The 16677-nt window shown below is 71.3% G+C and carries 17 protein-coding genes; 10 read left to right on the forward strand and 7 right to left on the reverse strand.

Annotation, left to right across the window (positions count from 1 at the left end):
- The first annotated feature begins 126 nt into the window (after nt 1-126).
- Nucleotides 127-1851 (forward strand): cholesterol oxidase substrate-binding domain-containing protein, encoded by a 1725-nt coding sequence (locus tag ACWD4O_RS43285; RefSeq protein ID WP_451288556.1) that lies wholly within the window; start codon nt 127-129, stop codon nt 1849-1851.
- Here the strand turns inward: ACWD4O_RS43285 and ACWD4O_RS43290 are convergent.
- The 3 genes from ACWD4O_RS43290 to ACWD4O_RS43300 all read right to left on the reverse strand — a co-directional run bounded on the left by ACWD4O_RS43290 (nt 1848) and on the right by ACWD4O_RS43300 (nt 5262).
- The gene (locus tag ACWD4O_RS43290) at nt 1848-2462 is read right to left on the reverse strand and encodes a TetR/AcrR family transcriptional regulator (RefSeq protein ID WP_451288541.1); all 615 of its coding nucleotides are present in this window, start codon (nt 2460-2462) and stop codon (nt 1848-1850) included. The two genes, ACWD4O_RS43285 and ACWD4O_RS43290, sit on opposite strands and share 4 nt — an antisense overlap.
- Nucleotides 2459-3958, reverse strand: coding sequence for an MFS transporter (locus ACWD4O_RS43295; RefSeq protein ID WP_451288557.1), 1500 nt, complete (start codon nt 3956-3958; stop codon nt 2459-2461). Before ACWD4O_RS43295 ends, ACWD4O_RS43290 begins: the two co-directional genes overlap by 4 nt.
- 89 nt (nt 3959-4047) lie before the next feature.
- Entirely contained in the window at nt 4048-5262 is a 1215-nt protein-coding gene (locus ACWD4O_RS43300; protein ID WP_451288542.1) for an FAD-dependent monooxygenase, read from the reverse strand.
- Between the two features lie 355 nt (nt 5263-5617).
- On the opposite strand from ACWD4O_RS43300, the gene melC1 reads away from it, so the two are divergent.
- Nucleotides 5618-5995 carry an apotyrosinase chaperone MelC1 gene (melC1, locus tag ACWD4O_RS43305; protein WP_451288543.1) on the forward strand — a complete coding sequence of 126 codons (378 nt, stop codon included), beginning with the start codon at nt 5618-5620 and terminating at the stop codon, nt 5993-5995.
- 32 nt (nt 5996-6027) lie between these two features.
- On the forward strand, nt 6028-6852 hold the full coding sequence (gene melC2 / locus ACWD4O_RS43310) for a tyrosinase MelC2 (RefSeq protein WP_451288544.1): 825 nt from the start codon (nt 6028-6030) through the stop codon (nt 6850-6852).
- 15 nt (nt 6853-6867) lie between these two features.
- On the opposite strand, the gene ACWD4O_RS43315 is transcribed toward melC2, so the two are convergent.
- Together ACWD4O_RS43315 and ACWD4O_RS43320 are read right to left on the reverse strand one after the other, a co-directional pair.
- Nucleotides 6868-7587, reverse strand: a complete 720-nt coding sequence (locus ACWD4O_RS43315; RefSeq protein ID WP_451288545.1) for a ribonuclease H family protein — start codon at nt 7585-7587, stop codon at nt 6868-6870.
- A gap of 24 nt (nt 7588-7611) precedes the next feature.
- Complete coding sequence (locus tag ACWD4O_RS43320) at nt 7612-8406, reverse strand: VOC family protein (protein ID WP_451288546.1); 795 nt, start codon at nt 8404-8406, stop codon at nt 7612-7614.
- A 318-nt stretch (nt 8407-8724) separates the two neighbouring features.
- On the opposite strand from ACWD4O_RS43320, the gene ACWD4O_RS43325 reads away from it, so the two are divergent.
- From ACWD4O_RS43325 to ACWD4O_RS43340, 4 genes are read left to right on the forward strand one after another with little or no spacing between them, the layout of a single operon-like run.
- Nucleotides 8725-10167 carry a family 2B encapsulin nanocompartment shell protein gene (locus ACWD4O_RS43325; RefSeq protein ID WP_451288547.1) on the forward strand — a complete coding sequence of 481 codons (1443 nt, stop codon included), beginning with the start codon at nt 8725-8727 and terminating at the stop codon, nt 10165-10167.
- Nucleotides 10167-11207, forward strand: coding sequence for a family 2 encapsulin nanocompartment cargo protein terpene cyclase (locus ACWD4O_RS43330; RefSeq protein ID WP_451288548.1), 1041 nt, complete (start codon nt 10167-10169; stop codon nt 11205-11207). Before ACWD4O_RS43325 ends, ACWD4O_RS43330 begins: the two co-directional genes overlap by 1 nt.
- A gap of 59 nt (nt 11208-11266) precedes the next feature.
- Nucleotides 11267-12145, forward strand: coding sequence for a geranyl diphosphate 2-C-methyltransferase (locus ACWD4O_RS43335; protein WP_451288549.1), 879 nt, complete (start codon nt 11267-11269; stop codon nt 12143-12145).
- 44 nt (nt 12146-12189) lie between these two features.
- Complete coding sequence (locus ACWD4O_RS43340) at nt 12190-13089, forward strand: aminoglycoside phosphotransferase family protein (RefSeq protein WP_451288550.1); 900 nt, start codon at nt 12190-12192, stop codon at nt 13087-13089.
- Here ACWD4O_RS43340 and ACWD4O_RS43345 read toward each other — a convergent pair.
- Nucleotides 13074-13556 carry a VOC family protein gene (locus ACWD4O_RS43345; protein WP_450950603.1) on the reverse strand — a complete coding sequence of 161 codons (483 nt, stop codon included), beginning with the start codon at nt 13554-13556 and terminating at the stop codon, nt 13074-13076. The two genes, ACWD4O_RS43340 and ACWD4O_RS43345, sit on opposite strands and share 16 nt — an antisense overlap.
- Before the next feature lie 219 nt (nt 13557-13775).
- Between ACWD4O_RS43345 and ACWD4O_RS43350 the strand changes: the two genes are divergently transcribed.
- Together ACWD4O_RS43350 and ACWD4O_RS43355 are read left to right on the forward strand one after the other, a co-directional pair.
- Nucleotides 13776-14414, forward strand: coding sequence for an ATP-dependent Clp protease proteolytic subunit (locus ACWD4O_RS43350; protein ID WP_451288551.1), 639 nt, complete (start codon nt 13776-13778; stop codon nt 14412-14414).
- A 1-nt stretch (nt 14415) separates the two neighbouring features.
- Nucleotides 14416-15018: a ClpP family protease gene (locus tag ACWD4O_RS43355; RefSeq protein ID WP_451288552.1), complete on the forward strand. Its 603-nt coding sequence runs from the start codon at nt 14416-14418 to the stop codon at nt 15016-15018.
- Nucleotides 15019-15051: 33 nt separating this feature from the next.
- Here ACWD4O_RS43355 and ACWD4O_RS43360 read toward each other — a convergent pair whose 3' ends face one another.
- Nucleotides 15052-15426: a helix-turn-helix domain-containing protein gene (locus ACWD4O_RS43360; RefSeq protein WP_451288558.1), complete on the reverse strand. Its 375-nt coding sequence runs from the start codon at nt 15424-15426 to the stop codon at nt 15052-15054.
- A 258-nt stretch (nt 15427-15684) separates the two neighbouring features.
- On the opposite strand from ACWD4O_RS43360, the gene ACWD4O_RS43365 reads away from it, so the two are divergent.
- Entirely contained in the window at nt 15685-16572 is an 888-nt protein-coding gene (locus ACWD4O_RS43365; RefSeq protein ID WP_451288553.1) for an RNA polymerase sigma factor SigF, read from the forward strand.
- Nucleotides 16573-16677: the final 105 nt, after the last annotated feature.

Consider the following 16677-nt stretch of genomic DNA (forward strand, 5'->3'; position numbering starts at 1 on the left):
GTGGTGCGGAACGGGCCGCTCCGCGGCCGCCACCTGTGAATCGTTCACTCACAAGGGTGACACCGTTCGACACGCCTGCCGTACCTGTCAACCGCCCTTTAGCGTGAGCGGGTGACTGATAGTTCACTGAGCAACCATCAGCCGGGGGATCCCTCCTGGACCCGCTCCCGGACCCGTCGCGGCTTCCTGCGCACCACGGCCGCCGCCGCCCTGGCCGCCGTACCGGTCCTGGTCGCCGCCGATCCCGCCGTCGCGGCGGAGCAACTGCCGGACTTCCCCGTGGAGGTGTCCCTGTCCCGTACGGGGTACCGGAACTGGGACGGCGAGATCACCGTGACCGGCCTGTGGGCGTGTGCGCCCGCGAGCCCGGAGCAGGTGGTCGACGTCGTCAACTGGGCCTGGCGGCACGGCTGGACGGTCCGGCCCCGGGGCGCGTCGCACGGCTGGTCGCCCCTCACCGTCCCGGCGGGCACCCCGGCGGACGCGCCCGTCCTGCTCGTCGACACCGCCCCGCACCTGACCGGCCTGGCTCTGGAGTCGTCCGACGCGGTGCGCGCCGGGGCCGGCGTCACCCTGGAGACCCTGCTCACCTTCCTCGAAGGACGCGGCCTCGGCGTCACCGCGGCGCCGGCCCCCGGCGACCTCACGCTGGGCGGCGCCCTCGCCGTCGACGCGCACGGCACCGCCGTACCGGCGCGGGACGAGGAGCGGCTGCCCGGGCAGACCTACGGCTCGCTCAGCAACCGTGTGCTCTCGCTGACGGCCGTGGTGTGGGACGCGGACAGCGGGGCCTATGCGCTGCGGACGTTCCGGCGCGACGAGGCGGACTGCGCCGCGCTGCTCACGCATCTCGGGCGGTCGCTGGTGACCGAGGCAGTGCTGCGGGTGGGGGCGAACAGCAATCTGCGGTGCGTGAGCCGGACGGACATCGCGGCGAGCGAGCTGTTCGCGGCGCCCGGCTCGGGAGGGCGGACGCTGGCGAGCTTCCTGGAGGCCGAGGGGCGGGTCGAGGCCATCTGGTTCGCGTTCACCGAGTTCCCGTGGTTCAAGGTGTGGTCCGTCGAGCCGACCAGGCCGCTCACCTCGCGGCGTGTGACGTCGCCCTACCCCTATCCCTTCTCCGACAACGTCCCGACCCCGGTGGCCGACCTGGCCGGGCGGATCGTCTCGGACGCCGCCTGGTATCTGGCGCCGGTGCTCGGCAACGCGCAGCTCGACGTGGCCGCGCTCGGACTTGTGGCGACGCTCTCGGCGGACGTCTGGGGGCCGTCGAAGAACACGCTGCTGTACATCAGGCCGACCACGCTGCGGGTGCACGCCAACGGCTACGCGGTGCTGACCCGCCGGGACCGGGTGCAGCGTGTCGTGGCCGGGTTCACCGAGTTCTACCGGGAGCGGCTGACCGCGTACGCGGCTCTCGGGCGCTTCCCCGTCAACGGTTCGGTGGAGATCCGGGTGACCGGTCTCGACGATCCCGCGGAGGCCGAACTCGCCGGCGCCCGCCCGCCGTCGCTCTCCGCGCTGCGGCCCGACCCGGACCACCCCGAGTGGGACACGGCCGTCTGGCTGGACGTCCTGACGCTCCCGGGGACTCCGTACGCCGACGCGTTCTACCGCGAGCTGGAGGCCTTCCTGCTCACGACGTACGACGGCGCCCTCGGCCTGACCCGGGTGGAGTGGTCGAAGGGGTGGGGGTACACGGACGAGGCCGCGTGGAGCGACGACGAGGTGCTGGGGACGGTGGTGCCGGAGTCCTTCGGCAGCGCGTGGGACGAGGCGGCGGAGGCGCTGGAGCGGCTGGACCCGCACCGGGTGTTCCGCGCGCCCCTGCATGAGCGGTTGTTCCCCTAGGCCGGGTCCGGGGCGTCCAGGTGGGCCTGCACCGCCGGCGCGTAGCGGTCGACGATCTGTTCGACCGGCAGCGCCCGCAGTTCGGGCCCGCGGGCGATGCCGAACATCACGCCGAGGCCGAGCAGGGCGGCCATGGCGAGCTCGGCGCGGACACCCGTGTCGGGTCCGGTGAGCCGGTCCGCGAGGCGATCGGTGACCTGGGCGCGGAAGTTGGCGCGCAGGATGTCGCCGTGGTCGCCGTGCAGGGGCGCGAACGCGATGCGCAGGACGGGGTCGGCGCCGCGCTCACGCTGACTGACCAGCACATGCCGGACCATGTGCCGGCCCAGCTGGTCCAGCGGTGCGTCCAGCAGGGCGTCGGCGTCCTCCTGGAAGGACATCACGCGGGCGAACAGGGCGTCCTTGTTGCCGAAGTACTTCAGGACCAGCGGCGCGCTCACCCCGGCGCGCTCCGCGACGGCCTTGAGGGTGATGTCGGCATGCGCCTGACGGGCGAGGAGGTACCGGGCGGCGCGCAGGATCGCCGCCTTGGTCGCCTCGGCGTCGCGCCGGGCGGGGGCCGCGGGGTTGCTCACGGCCGCAGCGTCGGGTGGAGTGCTCACACCGCTCATGCTCCCTCCATCACCCCGTCGCTCACAGCCCGGGTGGCACGGCCCTGGCCACGCCGCGTGTCCGGCGGGCCGTCGTCCGGGTCCGCGTCGCCGGGGATGGTGAGCGCCACCGCGCACGCGGCCAGGGCCACCCCGCCCGCGACGCCGAAGGCCAGCAGATAACCGTGCAGCGTCGGCACCGGGGCCCCGCCGACGAGGCTGGTGTGGTGCACGAGGACGGCGGCGACGGCGGCGCTGGAGACGGCCTGTCCGATCGTGCGCATCAGGACGTTGACGCCGTTGGCCGAGGCGGTCTGCCCGGCCGGGACGGCCCGCAGGATCAGCGCGGGCAGCGCCGAGTAGGCGAGCGTGGTGCCGGTCGCCACGACCGTCGCACCCACCATGATCATCCACAGTTCACGGCTGTCGACCACGCGCAGGGCGTACCCGAGAGCGATGACGGCGGCGCCGAGGGCGAGGGTGATCCGCGGACCGCGCGCCTCGGAGATACGCGCGGAGACCGGCGAGAACAGCAGCATGGTGACGCCGCCGGGCAGCAGACACAGGCCCGTCTGGACGATGGACAGCCCGAGCCCGTACCCGCTCGCCTCGGGGGCCTGCACCAACTGGGCGGTGACCAGCGAGTTGGCGTAGAAGGCGAAGCCGGTCAGGAGCGCGGCCACATGGGACAGTCCGACCCTGGGCCGGGACACCAACCGCAGGTCCACCAGGGGCCGTTCGGAGCGCAGCTGCTGCCACCACCACAGGCCCAGGACCACCACGGCGGCGCCGAACAGCCCGACGATCCGGGCGCTCGCCCAGCCCCACTGACCGCCCTGGGACACGGCGAGGAGCAGGCAGATCAGCCCTGCGGCCAGCCCGAGCGCGCCGGTCACGTCGAACCGGCCGGGCTCGCGCACCGGTGACTCCGGAACCGCCCATCGGATCAGCGCCACGCCGGTCGCGCCCAGGGCGGCGGTCACCCAGAACATCACATGCCAGTTCGCGTACTGCACCACCACGGCCGCCGCGGGCAGCCCCAGCGCCGCGCCGATCCCGACGGTGGAGCTCATCAGCGCCACCGCGGAGCCCCGGCGCTCCGGGGGCAGTTCGTCGCGCAGGATGCTGATGGACAGCGGGACGACGCAGGACGCCGCCCCCTGCAGCGCCCGGGCCGCGATCAGCACCCGGATGTCGGAGGTGAGGGCGCAGATCACCGAGCCGGCGGCCATCAGGCCGAACGACAGGAGCAGCACGCGCCGCTTGCCGTACATGTCGCCGGCCCGGCCGAGGACCGGGGTGAGGACCGCGCCGGACAGCAGCGAGGCGGTCACCATCCAGGAGACCGCGCCCGCGGAGGCGCCGGTCAGCCGGGGCAGGTCGGGCAACAGGGGGACGACGACGGTCTGCATGACCGCCATGAGGATGCCGCAGTACGCCAGGACCGGGATGGTGAGCCGGGTCCGCAGACCGGCTCCTTTGCCGGTCGGGGCGGATATCGGAGCGGGCGACACCATGGAGCACTCCAGCGGCCTGTACGACATGAAAATGGGTGAATGGCAATTCACCGTAGCAGTGAATTGCCATTCACCCAAGGTTCGCTCGGCTAGTCGCGCGAGGTCAGCGCCCTTGCGTGTGCGCCGCGCGCCAGCTTCGGACCCAGCCAGCGCTTGAACCGGCGCAGGGCTTCCGACTGTCCGGCGGCCCGGTCGAGCCGGTAGTAGAGCTGGGGCGGGACATAGGGCAGCAGGGGCGAGTGCCGCTGGCCGAGCAGGGCGAACATCTGCTCCGGGGGGAGGTGGATGTAGCGGGCGAGGTTCTCGTACCACCGGGCGCTGTAGCGGGCGGCGCTCTGCGGGGTCAGCAGGGCGGACTTGCGTTCGCGTTCGTAGCGGACGAGGGCGCCCGGGAGGTCGGCGCTCCCCCGCAGGGCCTCGGCGAGGGCGATGGCGTCCTCCAGGGCGAGGGTGGTGCCGGCGCCGATCGAGTAGTGGGTGGTGTGGGCGGCGTCGCCGAGGAGGACGAGGTTGTCGCGGTGCCAGGTGCGGTTGGTGAGCGTGCGGAAGGTCAGCCACGGGGAGCCGCCGTCGGCCGCCGTGGCGCGGCCGGTCAGGGGGTGGCCGTCGAGGATGTGCGCGAAGAGCTTCTCCAGGTCGGCCAGGCCGTCGGCCTCGCTCGCCCGGTCCAGGCCGAGTCCGGCGAGGGTCTCGGGGGCGCACTCGATCACGCAGGTGCTCTGCTCGGCGCTGAAGGGGTAGCCGTAGCACCAGATCCAGCCGTGCCCGGTCTCCACGAAGGCGAAGGTGAAGGAGTCGAAGACCTTGCTGGTGCCGAGCCAGACGTAGGAGTTGCGGCCCGGCTCGAGTTCGGCCCCGAAGTCGTCGGCGTGGTGGGTGCGCAGGGCGCTGTGGACCCCGTCGCCGGCCACCACGAGGTCGGCCTCCGGCAGGTCCTCCCCCGTGATCTCGCTCTCGAACTCCAGCCGTACGCCGAGTGCGCGGGCGCGGGCGGCGAGGATCTCCAGCAGCCGGTGACGGCCGATGCCGTGACCCTCGTCGCCGGGCCGACGGGTCGCCAGGTCCCGTACGTGGGCGACGCCTTCGTTCCAGCGGACGGAGCTCTCCTCGATCGCGCGCGCCGACTCGGGGTCGCAGACATGGAGTCGGTCGAGGAGCGCCCGCCAGTAGGTCACGCCCCAGCCGTAGGTCGAGCCCTCCGGGTTGCGCTCGTGGACGGTGATGTCGTGGGACGGATCCTGTCGCTTGAGCAGGATCGAGAGGTAGAGGCCGGCGGGCCCGCCGCCGACGCAGGCGACCTTCACGCGCACTCCCAGGAGTTACCAGACGTGGTCGATTGACGACGCAGGGTAGCAGGGCCGGGCACCCGTCGACGGACGCCCCACCTGCCCGTTCGCGCCACTTTCCGCACGTGAGCCACACCACCGACGCCATGACGGCACGCAAAAGACCACCGGAAGCGGCGGCCGGACGGAAAGGAATTGCCCCTTCCGCCCCACGCGGGCCCCGCCCACAGCAAGATCATCTTCGTTCAAGATTGCACGACATGTAATTGATTGTCCGGATCACGGCCAACCGGTCGCGGGCGATTTCTCCCCTTCTCCTCCCGGTCGATAGGCATGCGGAGTCGTCAACCGAACGCACCCCAGGAGGACCCGCATGCCGGAACTCAGCCGTCGCACCGCACTCGGCGCCGCCGTGGCCGCCGGAACCCAACTGCTCGGCGCACCCACCGCCCGCGCCGAAGAGCCCCACCGGCACGACTCCCCCGCCTCCCCCACCTCCCCCGCCTCCTTCGACGAGGTCTACAAGGGACGCCGGATACAGGGCCGGCCCACCGCCGGGGGCGGTCATCACCACGGCGGCGGCTACGCCGTGCACATCGACGGGGTCGAACTGCATGTGATGCGCAACGCCGACGGCACCTGGATCAGCGTGGTGAGTCACTACGACCCGGTGACCACCGCACGGGCCGCCGCCCGGGCCGCGGTGGACGAGTTGCAGGGTGCCCGACTCGTCCCCTTCCCGGCCAACTGACCTTCCCACTCCCGCACTTGGAGCAACCGCACATGACCGTCCGCAAGAACCAGGCGTCCCTGACCGCCGACGAGAAGCGGCGGTTCGTCGCCGCCGTCCTCGACCTCAAGCGCACCGGCCGGTACGACGCCTTCGTCACCGCGCACAACGCGTTCATCCTCGGCGACACCGACGACGGCGAACGCACCGGCCACCGCTCGCCGTCGTTCCTGCCGTGGCACCGCAGATTCCTGCTGGAGTTCGAGCGGGCGCTGCAGTCGGTGGACGCGTCGGTGGCGCTGCCGTACTGGGACTGGTCCGCCGACCGCTCGACGCGTTCGCCGTTGTGGGCGCCGGACTTCCTCGGCGGCAGCGGACGCAGCCGGGACGGCCAGGTGATGGACGGGCCGTTCGCCGCGGCAACGGGAAACTGGCCGATCGACGTCCGGGTCGACGGCCGCGCCTACCTGCGGCGCTCGCTCGGGGCGAGCGTCCGCGAGCTGCCGTCGCGGGCCGAGGTCGAGTCGGTGCTGGCGATGCCGACGTACGACATGGCCCCCTGGAACAGCGCCTCGGACGGCTTCCGCAACCACCTGGAGGGCTGGCGCGGGGTCAATCTGCACAACCGGGTGCATGTGTGGGTCGGCGGGCAGATGGCGACCGGGGTCTCCCCCAACGATCCGGTGTTCTGGCTGCACCACGCCTTCATAGACAAGCTGTGGGCCCGGTGGCAGCGCCGGCACCCCGGCTCCGCGTACCTCCCGGGCGGTGGGACGCCGGACGTCGTCGACCTCCACGAGACGATGAAACCGTGGAACGACACCACCCCGGCGGACCTGCTCGATCACACCGTCCACTACACCTTCGACGTGGACTGATCGCCGCGCCGGCGGTCAGCTCGCGTCGGCGTCCGCCGTACGGCACTCCGGGTGTCCCCACCCCTGCGCGTTCTTGGCGATGTCCTCGCCGGCCGCGTACGGACGGCCGCACACACAGCGGCCGGGGAACTTGGCCTTGATCGTGCGGGCCGACGAACCACCGCTGCGCCGGGGCGACTTGCTCCCGGCAGAGCGGGCGGACTTCGCCCCGGACTTCGCCTTCGGGGTGTCCGGCGAGGCCGGCGGCTCCGGGGAGCCCTGGTCGCTGCCGGCCGGCTGCTGGACGATCGCCGCCTGGCTGGCGGCGCGGTCGGCGAAGTCGTTGAGCGGGTCGCCGTCGACCTGATGGGCGGGCACATAGCGGAAGTCGACCGAGCGGCCGTCGAGCAACTCGTCGATGCGGACGACCAGCTCCTGGTTGGCCACCGGCTTCCCGGCGGACGTCTTCCAGCCGTTGCGCTTCCAGCCGGGCAGCCAGGTGGTGACGGCCTTCATGGCGTACTGGGAGTCCATCCGGACCTCCAGCGGCACGGCCGGGTCGGTCGCCGCCAACAGGCGTTCCAGGGCGGTGAGTTCGGCGACGTTGTTGGTGGCCTTGCCGAGCGGGCCCGCCTCCCAGCGGGCCGGCGCCTCGGCGCCGTCGGCGACCACCCACGCCCAGGCCGCCGGCCCGGGGTTTCCCTTCGAAGCCCCGTCGCACGCGGCCACCAGTCGTTCACGCATGCGCACGATCATGCCATGGCCGCGTGCGCGGACCGCTCAGACCGGCGTGGTGCCGGGTACCTCGCCCTCCGTCGTCGTGAGGTCGATCACCGAGAAGTTCGCGCCCTGCGGGTCGGTCAGGGCCGCGAACCGGCCGAACGGGCTGCTCATCGGCCCGAAGCGCAGCACGGCGCCGAGCTTGGTCGCCCTGGCGACGGCGTCGTCGCAGTCGGCGACGACGAAGTACAGGTTGACGTAGGACGGCACCTCGGGCGGGAACTCCTCCGTCATCTTCATCCGGCCCAGCACGGTCTCGTCGCCGACGTTGAACATGCGGAAGTCGATCGCGTCGTCCTCCATCTGCTGCGCGGTGTACGGGAACACGGCGCCGAGGAACCGGTCCGTCTTCTCGGGCTCGCGGGTGAAGACCTCGGCCCAGCCGTAGGCGCCGGGGACGGCCTGCGCCTCGAAGCCCTCGTGGACGCCCGCCTGCCACACGCCGAACACCGCGCCGCTGGGCTCGCGCCCCAGGCACATCGTGCCGAAGTCGCCGACCTGCATCGGCTCCATCAGCACCTCGCCGCCGTTGGCACGGATCTTGCCGGCGGTCGCGGCGGCGTCCGGGGAGGCGAAGTACAGACACCACTGCGACTGGCCCTCCTGGCCGGGCATGGGCGGGACGACGGCGGCGACCGCCTTGCCGTCGGCGTAGGCCTGTGTGTAGTTCCCGTACTCCGACGACGCCTCGCCGAAGGTCCAGCCGAGGACGTCGCCGTAGAAGTTCTTGGCGCCCTCCAGGTCGCTGAACATCGCGTCGGCCCAGCAAGGGGTTCCCTCTGGTCGTACGGCCATGACGACGGCCCTCCCGATGAGATGAGTTGTCCGGTTTCTCACGCTAGTCACCCGGCTGTCGACTCGCGCGCCGAACACGGAACCAACCCTCGGCGACGCCTGAGCGCCCCGGCGTGCGGAAGCACGTGCAGGGAGCGGCCGGGCCACCCGAGCCGCGCTCTGCCTCAGGCGACCGGTTTACACCTCTGCGTCACGAAAGTCGCCCCCTTCACGCCGTACCCCACCCGTCACTCACGGTGTTTGGCTGGTCCCTGCGGATCACCGAACCGATCTTCGGGGACGTTCCGCTCATCTCCGCGCACCTTTCCTGGAGGGAATGTGTCCACACCGGACAGCGCCACCGGTTCCGCCCTCGACGAACCCGCCCCGCAGCCGTCCGCCGAGGGGCAGCTCACCAGCCTCAGCACCCGGGCGGCCCGCCAGCTCGCCACGACCCACAAGTCCGAACCCCAGATGCAGGCCATCAGCTCGCGCTGGCTGCTGCGGATGCTGCCCTGGGTGGACGTCAAGGGCGGCACCTACCGCGTCAACCGGCGCCTGCAGCTCAAGGTCGGCCGGGGGCGGGTGCAGTTCGAGCACAACGGCGCGGACGACGTACGGGCCATCCCGGAGACCCTCACCGAGCTGCCCGTACTGCGCGGCTACGCCGACAACGGGACCCTCGCGGAGCTCTCCTCCCGATTCCAGGTGCGCGAGGTGCGGGCCGGGCAGGTCGTCTTCGAGGCCGGGCAGCCGGTCACCGAGACCTACCTCGTCGTGCACGGCCGGTTCACCCGCTTCACGGCCGGCAAGTACGGCGAGGAGGAGATCGTCGGGGTCGTCTCCGGCGGCGACCAGCTCGGCGACGAGGCCGTCGGGCAGGACGACCCGCTGTGGCTGAGCTCGGTGCGCGCGGACACGGCGGGCGTGCTGCTGGCGCTGCCGTGGGACGTGCTGATGGAGTTCGTGGGCCGGGTGCCGTCGCTCGCCGCACATCTGACGGCCTACGCGGCACGGCAGCGGCTGCCGATGAACCGCAAGGGCGAGGCCGACCTGCCGATCCGGGCCGGCCATGTCGGCGAGCCGACGCTGGGCGCGGGCTTCGTCGACTACGACCTCTCCCCGCGCGAGTACGAGCTGTCGCTGACCCAGACCGTGCTGAAGGTGCACACCCGGGTCGCCGACCTCTACAACGACCCGATGAACCAGACCGAGCAGCAACTCCGCCTCACCGTCGAGGAGATCCGCGAGCGGCAGGAGTGGGAGCTGGTGAACAACCGGGAGTTCGGGCTGCTGCACAACGCCGACTACTCCCAGCGCGTCAGCACGTTCACCGGCCCGCCGACCCCGGACGACATGGACGAGCTGCTGTCGATGCGGCGCAAGACCAAGCTGTTCCTGGCCCATCCCAAGGCGATCGCGGCCTTCTTCCGGCAGTGCAACCGACGCGGTCTGATGCCGGGCACGGCCACCGTCGAGGGGCATGAGATCCCGGCCTGGCGCGGGGTGCCGATCTTCCCCTGCAACAAGATCCCGATCACCCCCCAGCACACCAGCAGCATCCTCGCGCTGCGCACCGGCGAGGCCGACCAGGGCGTCGTCGGCCTGTACCAGACGGGCATCCCGGAGGAGTTCCAACCCGGCCTGAACGTGCGGTTCATGGGGATCGACGCCAACTCGATCATCCGCTACCTGGTGACCGCCTACTACTCGATGGCCGTCCTCGTGCCGGACGCGGCCGGGGTCCTGGAGAACGTCCAGGTCGGCCGGACCGCCGAGTGATGAGCACCGGATTCACCCTGCCCGGCCCGCCCGACCTCGCGAGCGGGGTGCGGGCCCGGCGCGGCGGGGCGGTCCCGGGCCTCAGATACCGGCAGGTCGCGCCCGCGGACCCGGAGAAGGCGGCGGAGGTCGATCGGCGGCTGGAGGAGTGGGCGCGCGGTCTCGACCTGTTCCCGCCCGCCTGGGACGGGGACTTCGCGGGGTTCCAGGTCGGCCGTGCCGTGGTGCTCCAGCATCCGGCCGCCCTCGATCTGGACCGGCTGACGGCGGCCGGCAAGCTGCTGCTCGCGGAGAACGTGGTCGACAGCTGCTACTGCGAGGAGGACGAAGGCCGCGGCGCGTCCCGCAGTGGCCTGGCCGGACGGCTGGTCCTCGCCCAGTCGGCCCTCGACCCGTACCACGGCCCGCCCGGCTTCCAGGCTCAGTGGGAGGAGGGCATGCAGGCCGACGGTCCGCTGCGCTCCTACTACTGGGGGCTCAAGGACTTCGCGGCCGTCGCCACCCCCAGCCAGACGGACCGGTTCGTGCACGACATGTCCCGGCTGCACCTCGGCTACCTCGCCGAAGCGGCCTGGGGCGAGACCGGGTACAAGCCGCGGACCTGGGAGTACCTGGTGATGCGGCAGTTCAACAACTTCCGGCCGTGTCTGTCGATCGTCGACGCCGTCGACGGCTACGAACTGCCCGAGCAGCTCTACGCCCGTCCGGAGATCCAGCGGGTCACGGCGCTGGCCTGCAACGCCACGACCATCGTCAACGACCTGTACTCCTTCACGAAGGAGCTGGCCTCCGATCCCACCCATCTCAATCTGCCGCAGGTCGTCGCGGCCAACGACCGGTGCGGTCTGCGGGCCGCCTATCTGCGGTCGGTCGAGATCCACAACCAGATCATGGAGACGTTCGAGGAGGAGTCGGCCGCGCTCGCCGCCGGCTCACCGCTCGTCGCTCGCTATCTCCAGGGGTTGTCGGACTGGGTGGCCGGCAACCACGAGTGGCACTCCACCAACACCCACCGCTACCACCTGCCCGACTACTGGTGACCAGCGACTCTCCACGTCCTCCGACAGACCGTCATACCCAGCGCCACAAGGAGCCACCGTTGACCACAGCCCACGACGCCGGCACCAAGACCGTCCCGGTGCCCACCCAGTCCACGTACCAGAACCGCGTCGCGGACTACTGGAACGCCGAGGAGAACCCGGTCAACCTCGAACTCGGCAGGATCGACGACCTCTACCACCATCACTACGGCATCGGCGACGCCGACTGGTCGGTGCTCGACGAACCCGAGGCCGAGCTGCGCCGTGAGGCCGTCACCGCCGAGTTGCACCGGCTGGAGCACGCCCAGGCCGAACTGCTGGCCGGCCGGCTCGGCCGGCTCACCCCCGCCGACCGCGTCTTCGACGCCGGCTGCGGGCGCGGCGGCGGCAGCATCGTCGCGAACCTGCGCCACGGCTGCCACACGGACGGCGTCACCATCTCGGCCAAGCAGGCCGAGTTCGCCAATGAGCAGGCCCGCAAGCGGGGCGTCGACGACAAGGTGCGCTACCACCACCGCAATATGCTCGACACCGGCCTCGAGTCCGGGGCGTACGCGGCGTCCTGGAACAACGAGTCGTCCATGTACGTCGAGCTGGACCTGCTGTTCGCCGAGCACTCCCGGCTGTTGCGCCGCGGCGGACGGTACGTCGTCATCACCGGCTGCTACAACGACACCTACGGGCAGGCCTCGCGGGAGGTGTCGCTGATCAACGCCCACTACATCTGCGACATCCATCCGCGCTCGGCGTACTTCCGGGCGATGGCCGCGAACCGGCTGGTGCCGGTCCATGTGGAGGACCTGACCGAGGCGGCCCTCCCCTACTGGGAGTTGCGCAGTCAGGCCGACCACCTGGTCACCGGCATCGAGCAGACGTTCCTGACCGCCTACAAGAACGGCAGCTTCCAGTACCTGCTGATCGCGGCGGACCGCGTCTGAAATCCGTTGGACAGCGCGGAGGTCGACCTCGTGCAATGGGACGCATGTGTGCCGCGAAGATGCGTCCGGACGAGATCGACCTCGACGCCCCGCTGGTGAGCCGTCTCGTCGCCGCCCGGTTCCCGCAGTGGGCGGGGCTGCCCGTGCGGCGGCTGGCGTCCGCCGGGACCGAGAACGCCATGTTCCGCCTCGGCGCCGACATGGTGGTGCGGCTGCCCCGGTATCCCGGCGCGGTGGACAGCGTGGCGCACGAACTGCACTGGCTGGCCCGGTTGGGGCCGAGGCTGTCGGTCGCGGGGCCCGTGCCGCTGGCATCGGGCGAGGCCGGCGAGGACTTCCCATGGCCCTGGTCCGTCTACCGGTGGCTGGACGGCCACAACCCGGTCGCGGGCGCCGTCGAACAGCCGGAGCTGCTGGCGGCGGACCTGGGGGCGTTCGTGGCCGCCCTGCGCGGGATCGAGGCGCAGGGCGGGCCGGCCAACCCCCGGGGCGGGCCGCTGGCCGAGCGGGACGCCCCCACGCGCGAGGCCCTCGGCCGGTTGCACGGGCGGATCGACACCGCCGCGGTCACCGCCCTCTGGGAGGAGGCCCTGCGGGTGCCGGGGCGCTCGGAGCCGCCCGTCTGGGCCCATGGGGACCTCTCGCCGGGGAACGTGCTGGTCGAGGACGGACGGCTCACTGCGGTGATCGACTTCGGCTGTGTGGGGGTCGGTGACCCGGCCGTCGACCTGATCGTCGCCTGGAACCTGCTGCCCGCCCCGGCCCGCGGCGTCTTCCGCGAGGCGGTGGGCGCGGACGACGCCGAGTGGGCGCGCGGCCGGGGCTGGGCACTGTCGATCTCGCTGATCCAGCTGCCGTACTACTGGGACACCAATCCCACGCTGGCGGAGAACTCCCGGCATGTGATCAAGGAGATCCTGGCCGAGGCCTACTCGCCGTCGTAGGCCTTCTTCAGGGCGGCGACGTCGAGCTTGGTCATGGCGTACATGGCCTTGGTGGTGCGGACGGCCTTCTCGGCGTCGGCGTCGGTGACCATGTCGATCAGGCCCTCCGGGACGACCTGCCAGGACAGGCCGTACTTGTCCTTGAGCCAGCCGCAGGGGCCGGGCTCGCCGCCGTTCTCGGTGAGCCTGGTCCAGTAGTAGTCGATCTCCTCCTGGTCCGCGCAGAAGATCTGGAAGGAGATCGCCTCGCTGAACGTGAACTGCGGGCCGCCGTTGATGCCGACGAACCGCTGCCCGTTGGCCGTGAACTCCACGGCCAGCACGGAGCCCGCCTCGCCGGGGCCCGCCTCGTTGTAGCGGCTGATCCTCCCGATGCTGGAGTTCTTGAAGATCGAGACGTAGTGGTGGGCGGCTTCCTCGGCCTGGCCGTCGAACCAGAGAGACGCGGTGAGTCCGTCGGTGGTCATGAGTACCTCCTGGGCGTGGAACGCGGTCATCAGTGTCGACCCTTCCCGTCCCCGGAACTCATCGCTCGCCCGGAAGATCGATCCGGCAGTTGCGTGAGCAGGGCTGAGGGGCGCGCTCTGCCCGTGGCGAATCTGCCGCGGGCAGAGAGACCTCGTTCGGGCGGCGGCCGCGGCCGACAGTGGAGTCGACGGCAGCCACGCCACGACGAGGAGAACTCGATGACTCCACTCACCACGCTCGCTCCCTGGGCCCAGGAGGGCGACACCGCGCCCACCCGCTTCGACGACCAGCTCGCCGCCCAACTGCTCGGGCAGCGCATCGTCCTGCTGGGCACCCAGGTCGACGAGGTCTCCGCGAACCGGGTCTGCGCCCAGCTGCTGATCCTCTCGGCGGAGGATCCGCGCACCGACATCGGTCTGTACATCAACAGCCCGGGCGGGTCGGTGCACGCGGGGCTCGCCGTCTACGACACGATGCGGCTGATCCCCAACGACGTCTCGACGCTCGCCATGGGCTTCGCGGCCAGCATGGGCCAGTTCCTGCTCAGCGTCGGCGCGCCCGGCAAGCGGTACGCGCTGCCGAACGCGCGCGTCATGATGCACCAGCCGTCGGCGGGGATCGGCGGCACCACGGCGGACATCGAGATCCAGGCGGAGAACCTGGACTTCACCAAGCGGACCATCGAGCGGATCACCGCCGAGCACACCGGCCAGACGCCGGAGACCATCTCCCGCGACGGTGACCGCGACCGCTGGTTCACGGCCGCGGAGGCCAGGGAGTACGGCCTGGTGGACCGGGTCGTGGAGTCCCTCGCGGACGTCCGCCCGGCCGCCGCCAAGCGACGGATGGGGCTGTGACATGGGGACCTACACGATTCCGAACGTCGTCGAGCGGACCCCGCAGGGCGAGCGGTCCTACGACGTGTTCAGCCGGCTGCTGTCGGAGCGGATCATCTTCCTCGGCACCGAGATCGACGACGGCGTGGCCAACGTCGTCATCGCGCAACTCCTCCATCTGGAGTCGGCGGCCCCGGAGAACGAGATCGCGATCTACCTCAACTCGCCCGGTGGCTCGTTCACTTCGCTGATGGCGATCTACGACACGATGACGTATGTGCAGGCTCCGATCTCGACGTTCTGCGTCGGACAGGCCGCGTCGACCGCGGCCGTGCTGCTGGCGGGCGGGGATCCCGGCCGGCGGTTCGTGCTGGAGCACGCGCGCGTGCTGCTGGGGCAGCCGGCCAGCGGCGGGCGGCAGGGCACGGTCTCGGACCTGGCGCTGCAGGCCAAGGAGATGGTCCGCATCCGCGCCCAGGTCGAGGAGGTGCTGGCCCGCCACACGCACCACGACGTCGCGACCCTGCGCGCGGACATGGACCGCGACAAGGTGTTCACCGCTCCCGAGGCGGTGGCGTACGGGCTGGCCGACGAGGTGGTGAGCCGGCGTCTGCCGACGGTGTGAGACACCGGGTGGGACGCCGGCCCGCGCGGCTCGTCAGGCGGCCAGGCAGAGACCGTCGTACGACGAGGTCGTCGTCGTCCGCTGCCGGTCGGGGTGGCGGACCGACGGCCGACCGGTGAGCCGGACCAACTCGCCGTGGACCTGGGCCAGCAGGTCGCCGAGGCTCAGGCCGAGGGCTCGGGCGGCGGCCGCGAGGACCTCCGAGGAGGCTTCCTTGCGGCCGCGCTCCACCTCCGAGAGGTACGGCAGGGAGATACGGGCCGAGTCGGCGACGTCCTTCAGCGTGCGTTCCTGCGCCTGGCGTTCGCGGCGCAGGACGTCTCCGACCAGGTCGCGCCACAGGGGCTCGCGCTCGGCGGACGGGCGCAGGGGGATCACGCGGGCCTGGTTCGGCGCTCGGTTCGGCACTTGGCTGCTCACCTCTCAAGCCTAGGAACGCGGGCCGCCACGGCAAGAGTTCGACGTTGCGCCCTCGGTGGAATCCGGGGGCGGGAGTTCCGAAGCGCTCGCATCCGGCACGCATGGGCCGCGCAGGAGCGGGTACCCGCCCCCTGAGCGGGCCCGTGCACACGTGTCCGCTCACGGACCGAGAACGACAGGCGTCGAAACGTGACTGCCCAACGCGACTGTCGGACCGTGACTGTCTAGGGATACGAGGGAGAGGCAATGCAGACCGCCGTGATCCGGTCGGAGGCCAAGGTCGTCGAGGGCACCGTCGGGACCAGCACGGAGGGCGCACCGCTGCCGGGTATCGAGGCACCGCGGAGTGTGGCCCCGCGTGACGCACGTGAGTTGTCCCGGCAGTTCTTCCAGCGGCTGGCCGTACTCGAAGAGGGCACGCACGACTACCAGTACGCCCGCAACACGCTCATCGAGATGAACATGTCCCTGGTGCGGTTCGCTGCAGGCCGGTTCCGCGGCCGCGGGAACGACATGGAGGACATCGTCCAGACCGGGATGATCGGCCTGATCAAGGCCATCGACCGGTTCGAGGTCGCGCGCGAGGTGGAGTTCACGTCGTTCGCGCTGCCGTACATCGTCGGTGAGATCAAGCGTTTCTTCCGGGACACGACGTGGGCCGTGCATGTGCCGCGACGGCTGCAGGAACTGCGCGTCGAGCTGGCCAAGGCACGGGACGAACTCGCCAGCCGCCTGGACCGGGAGCCGACGACGGCCGAGCTGGCCACCCTGATGAACCTCTCGGAGGGGCAGGTGGTCGAGGCGCAGATCGCCGCCAACGGCTACAACTCCTCCTCGCTCGACGCGGCGCTCACCGGAGACGGTCCGGAGAGCGGCGAGGCGGTCCTGGCGGACTTCATCGGCGTGGAGGAGGACGGGCTGCGGCTCGTCGAGGACTTCCACTCGCTCGCCCCGCTGATGGCCGAACTCAGCGAACGCGACCGGCAGATCATCCATATGCGGTACGTGGAGGAGGCCACCCAGGCGGAGATCGGCGAGCGGCTGGGCTGCTCCCAGATGCATGTGTCCCGCCTGATCAAGCGGATCATCGCCCGGCTGCGCCAGGGAATGCTGGGCGAGTTGGGCTGTGCCTGAGCGTCGCGGTTCGGCAGCGCCCTGAAGGGGCGCGGGGCGCTGACATCTGCGGCTCCGCCGCGATGGGGGTCCCCCCCGGTCGAGCGCAGTCGAGAGTGGGGGAGC

It is taken from the genome of Streptomyces sp. NPDC002623, from assembly GCF_053592635.1.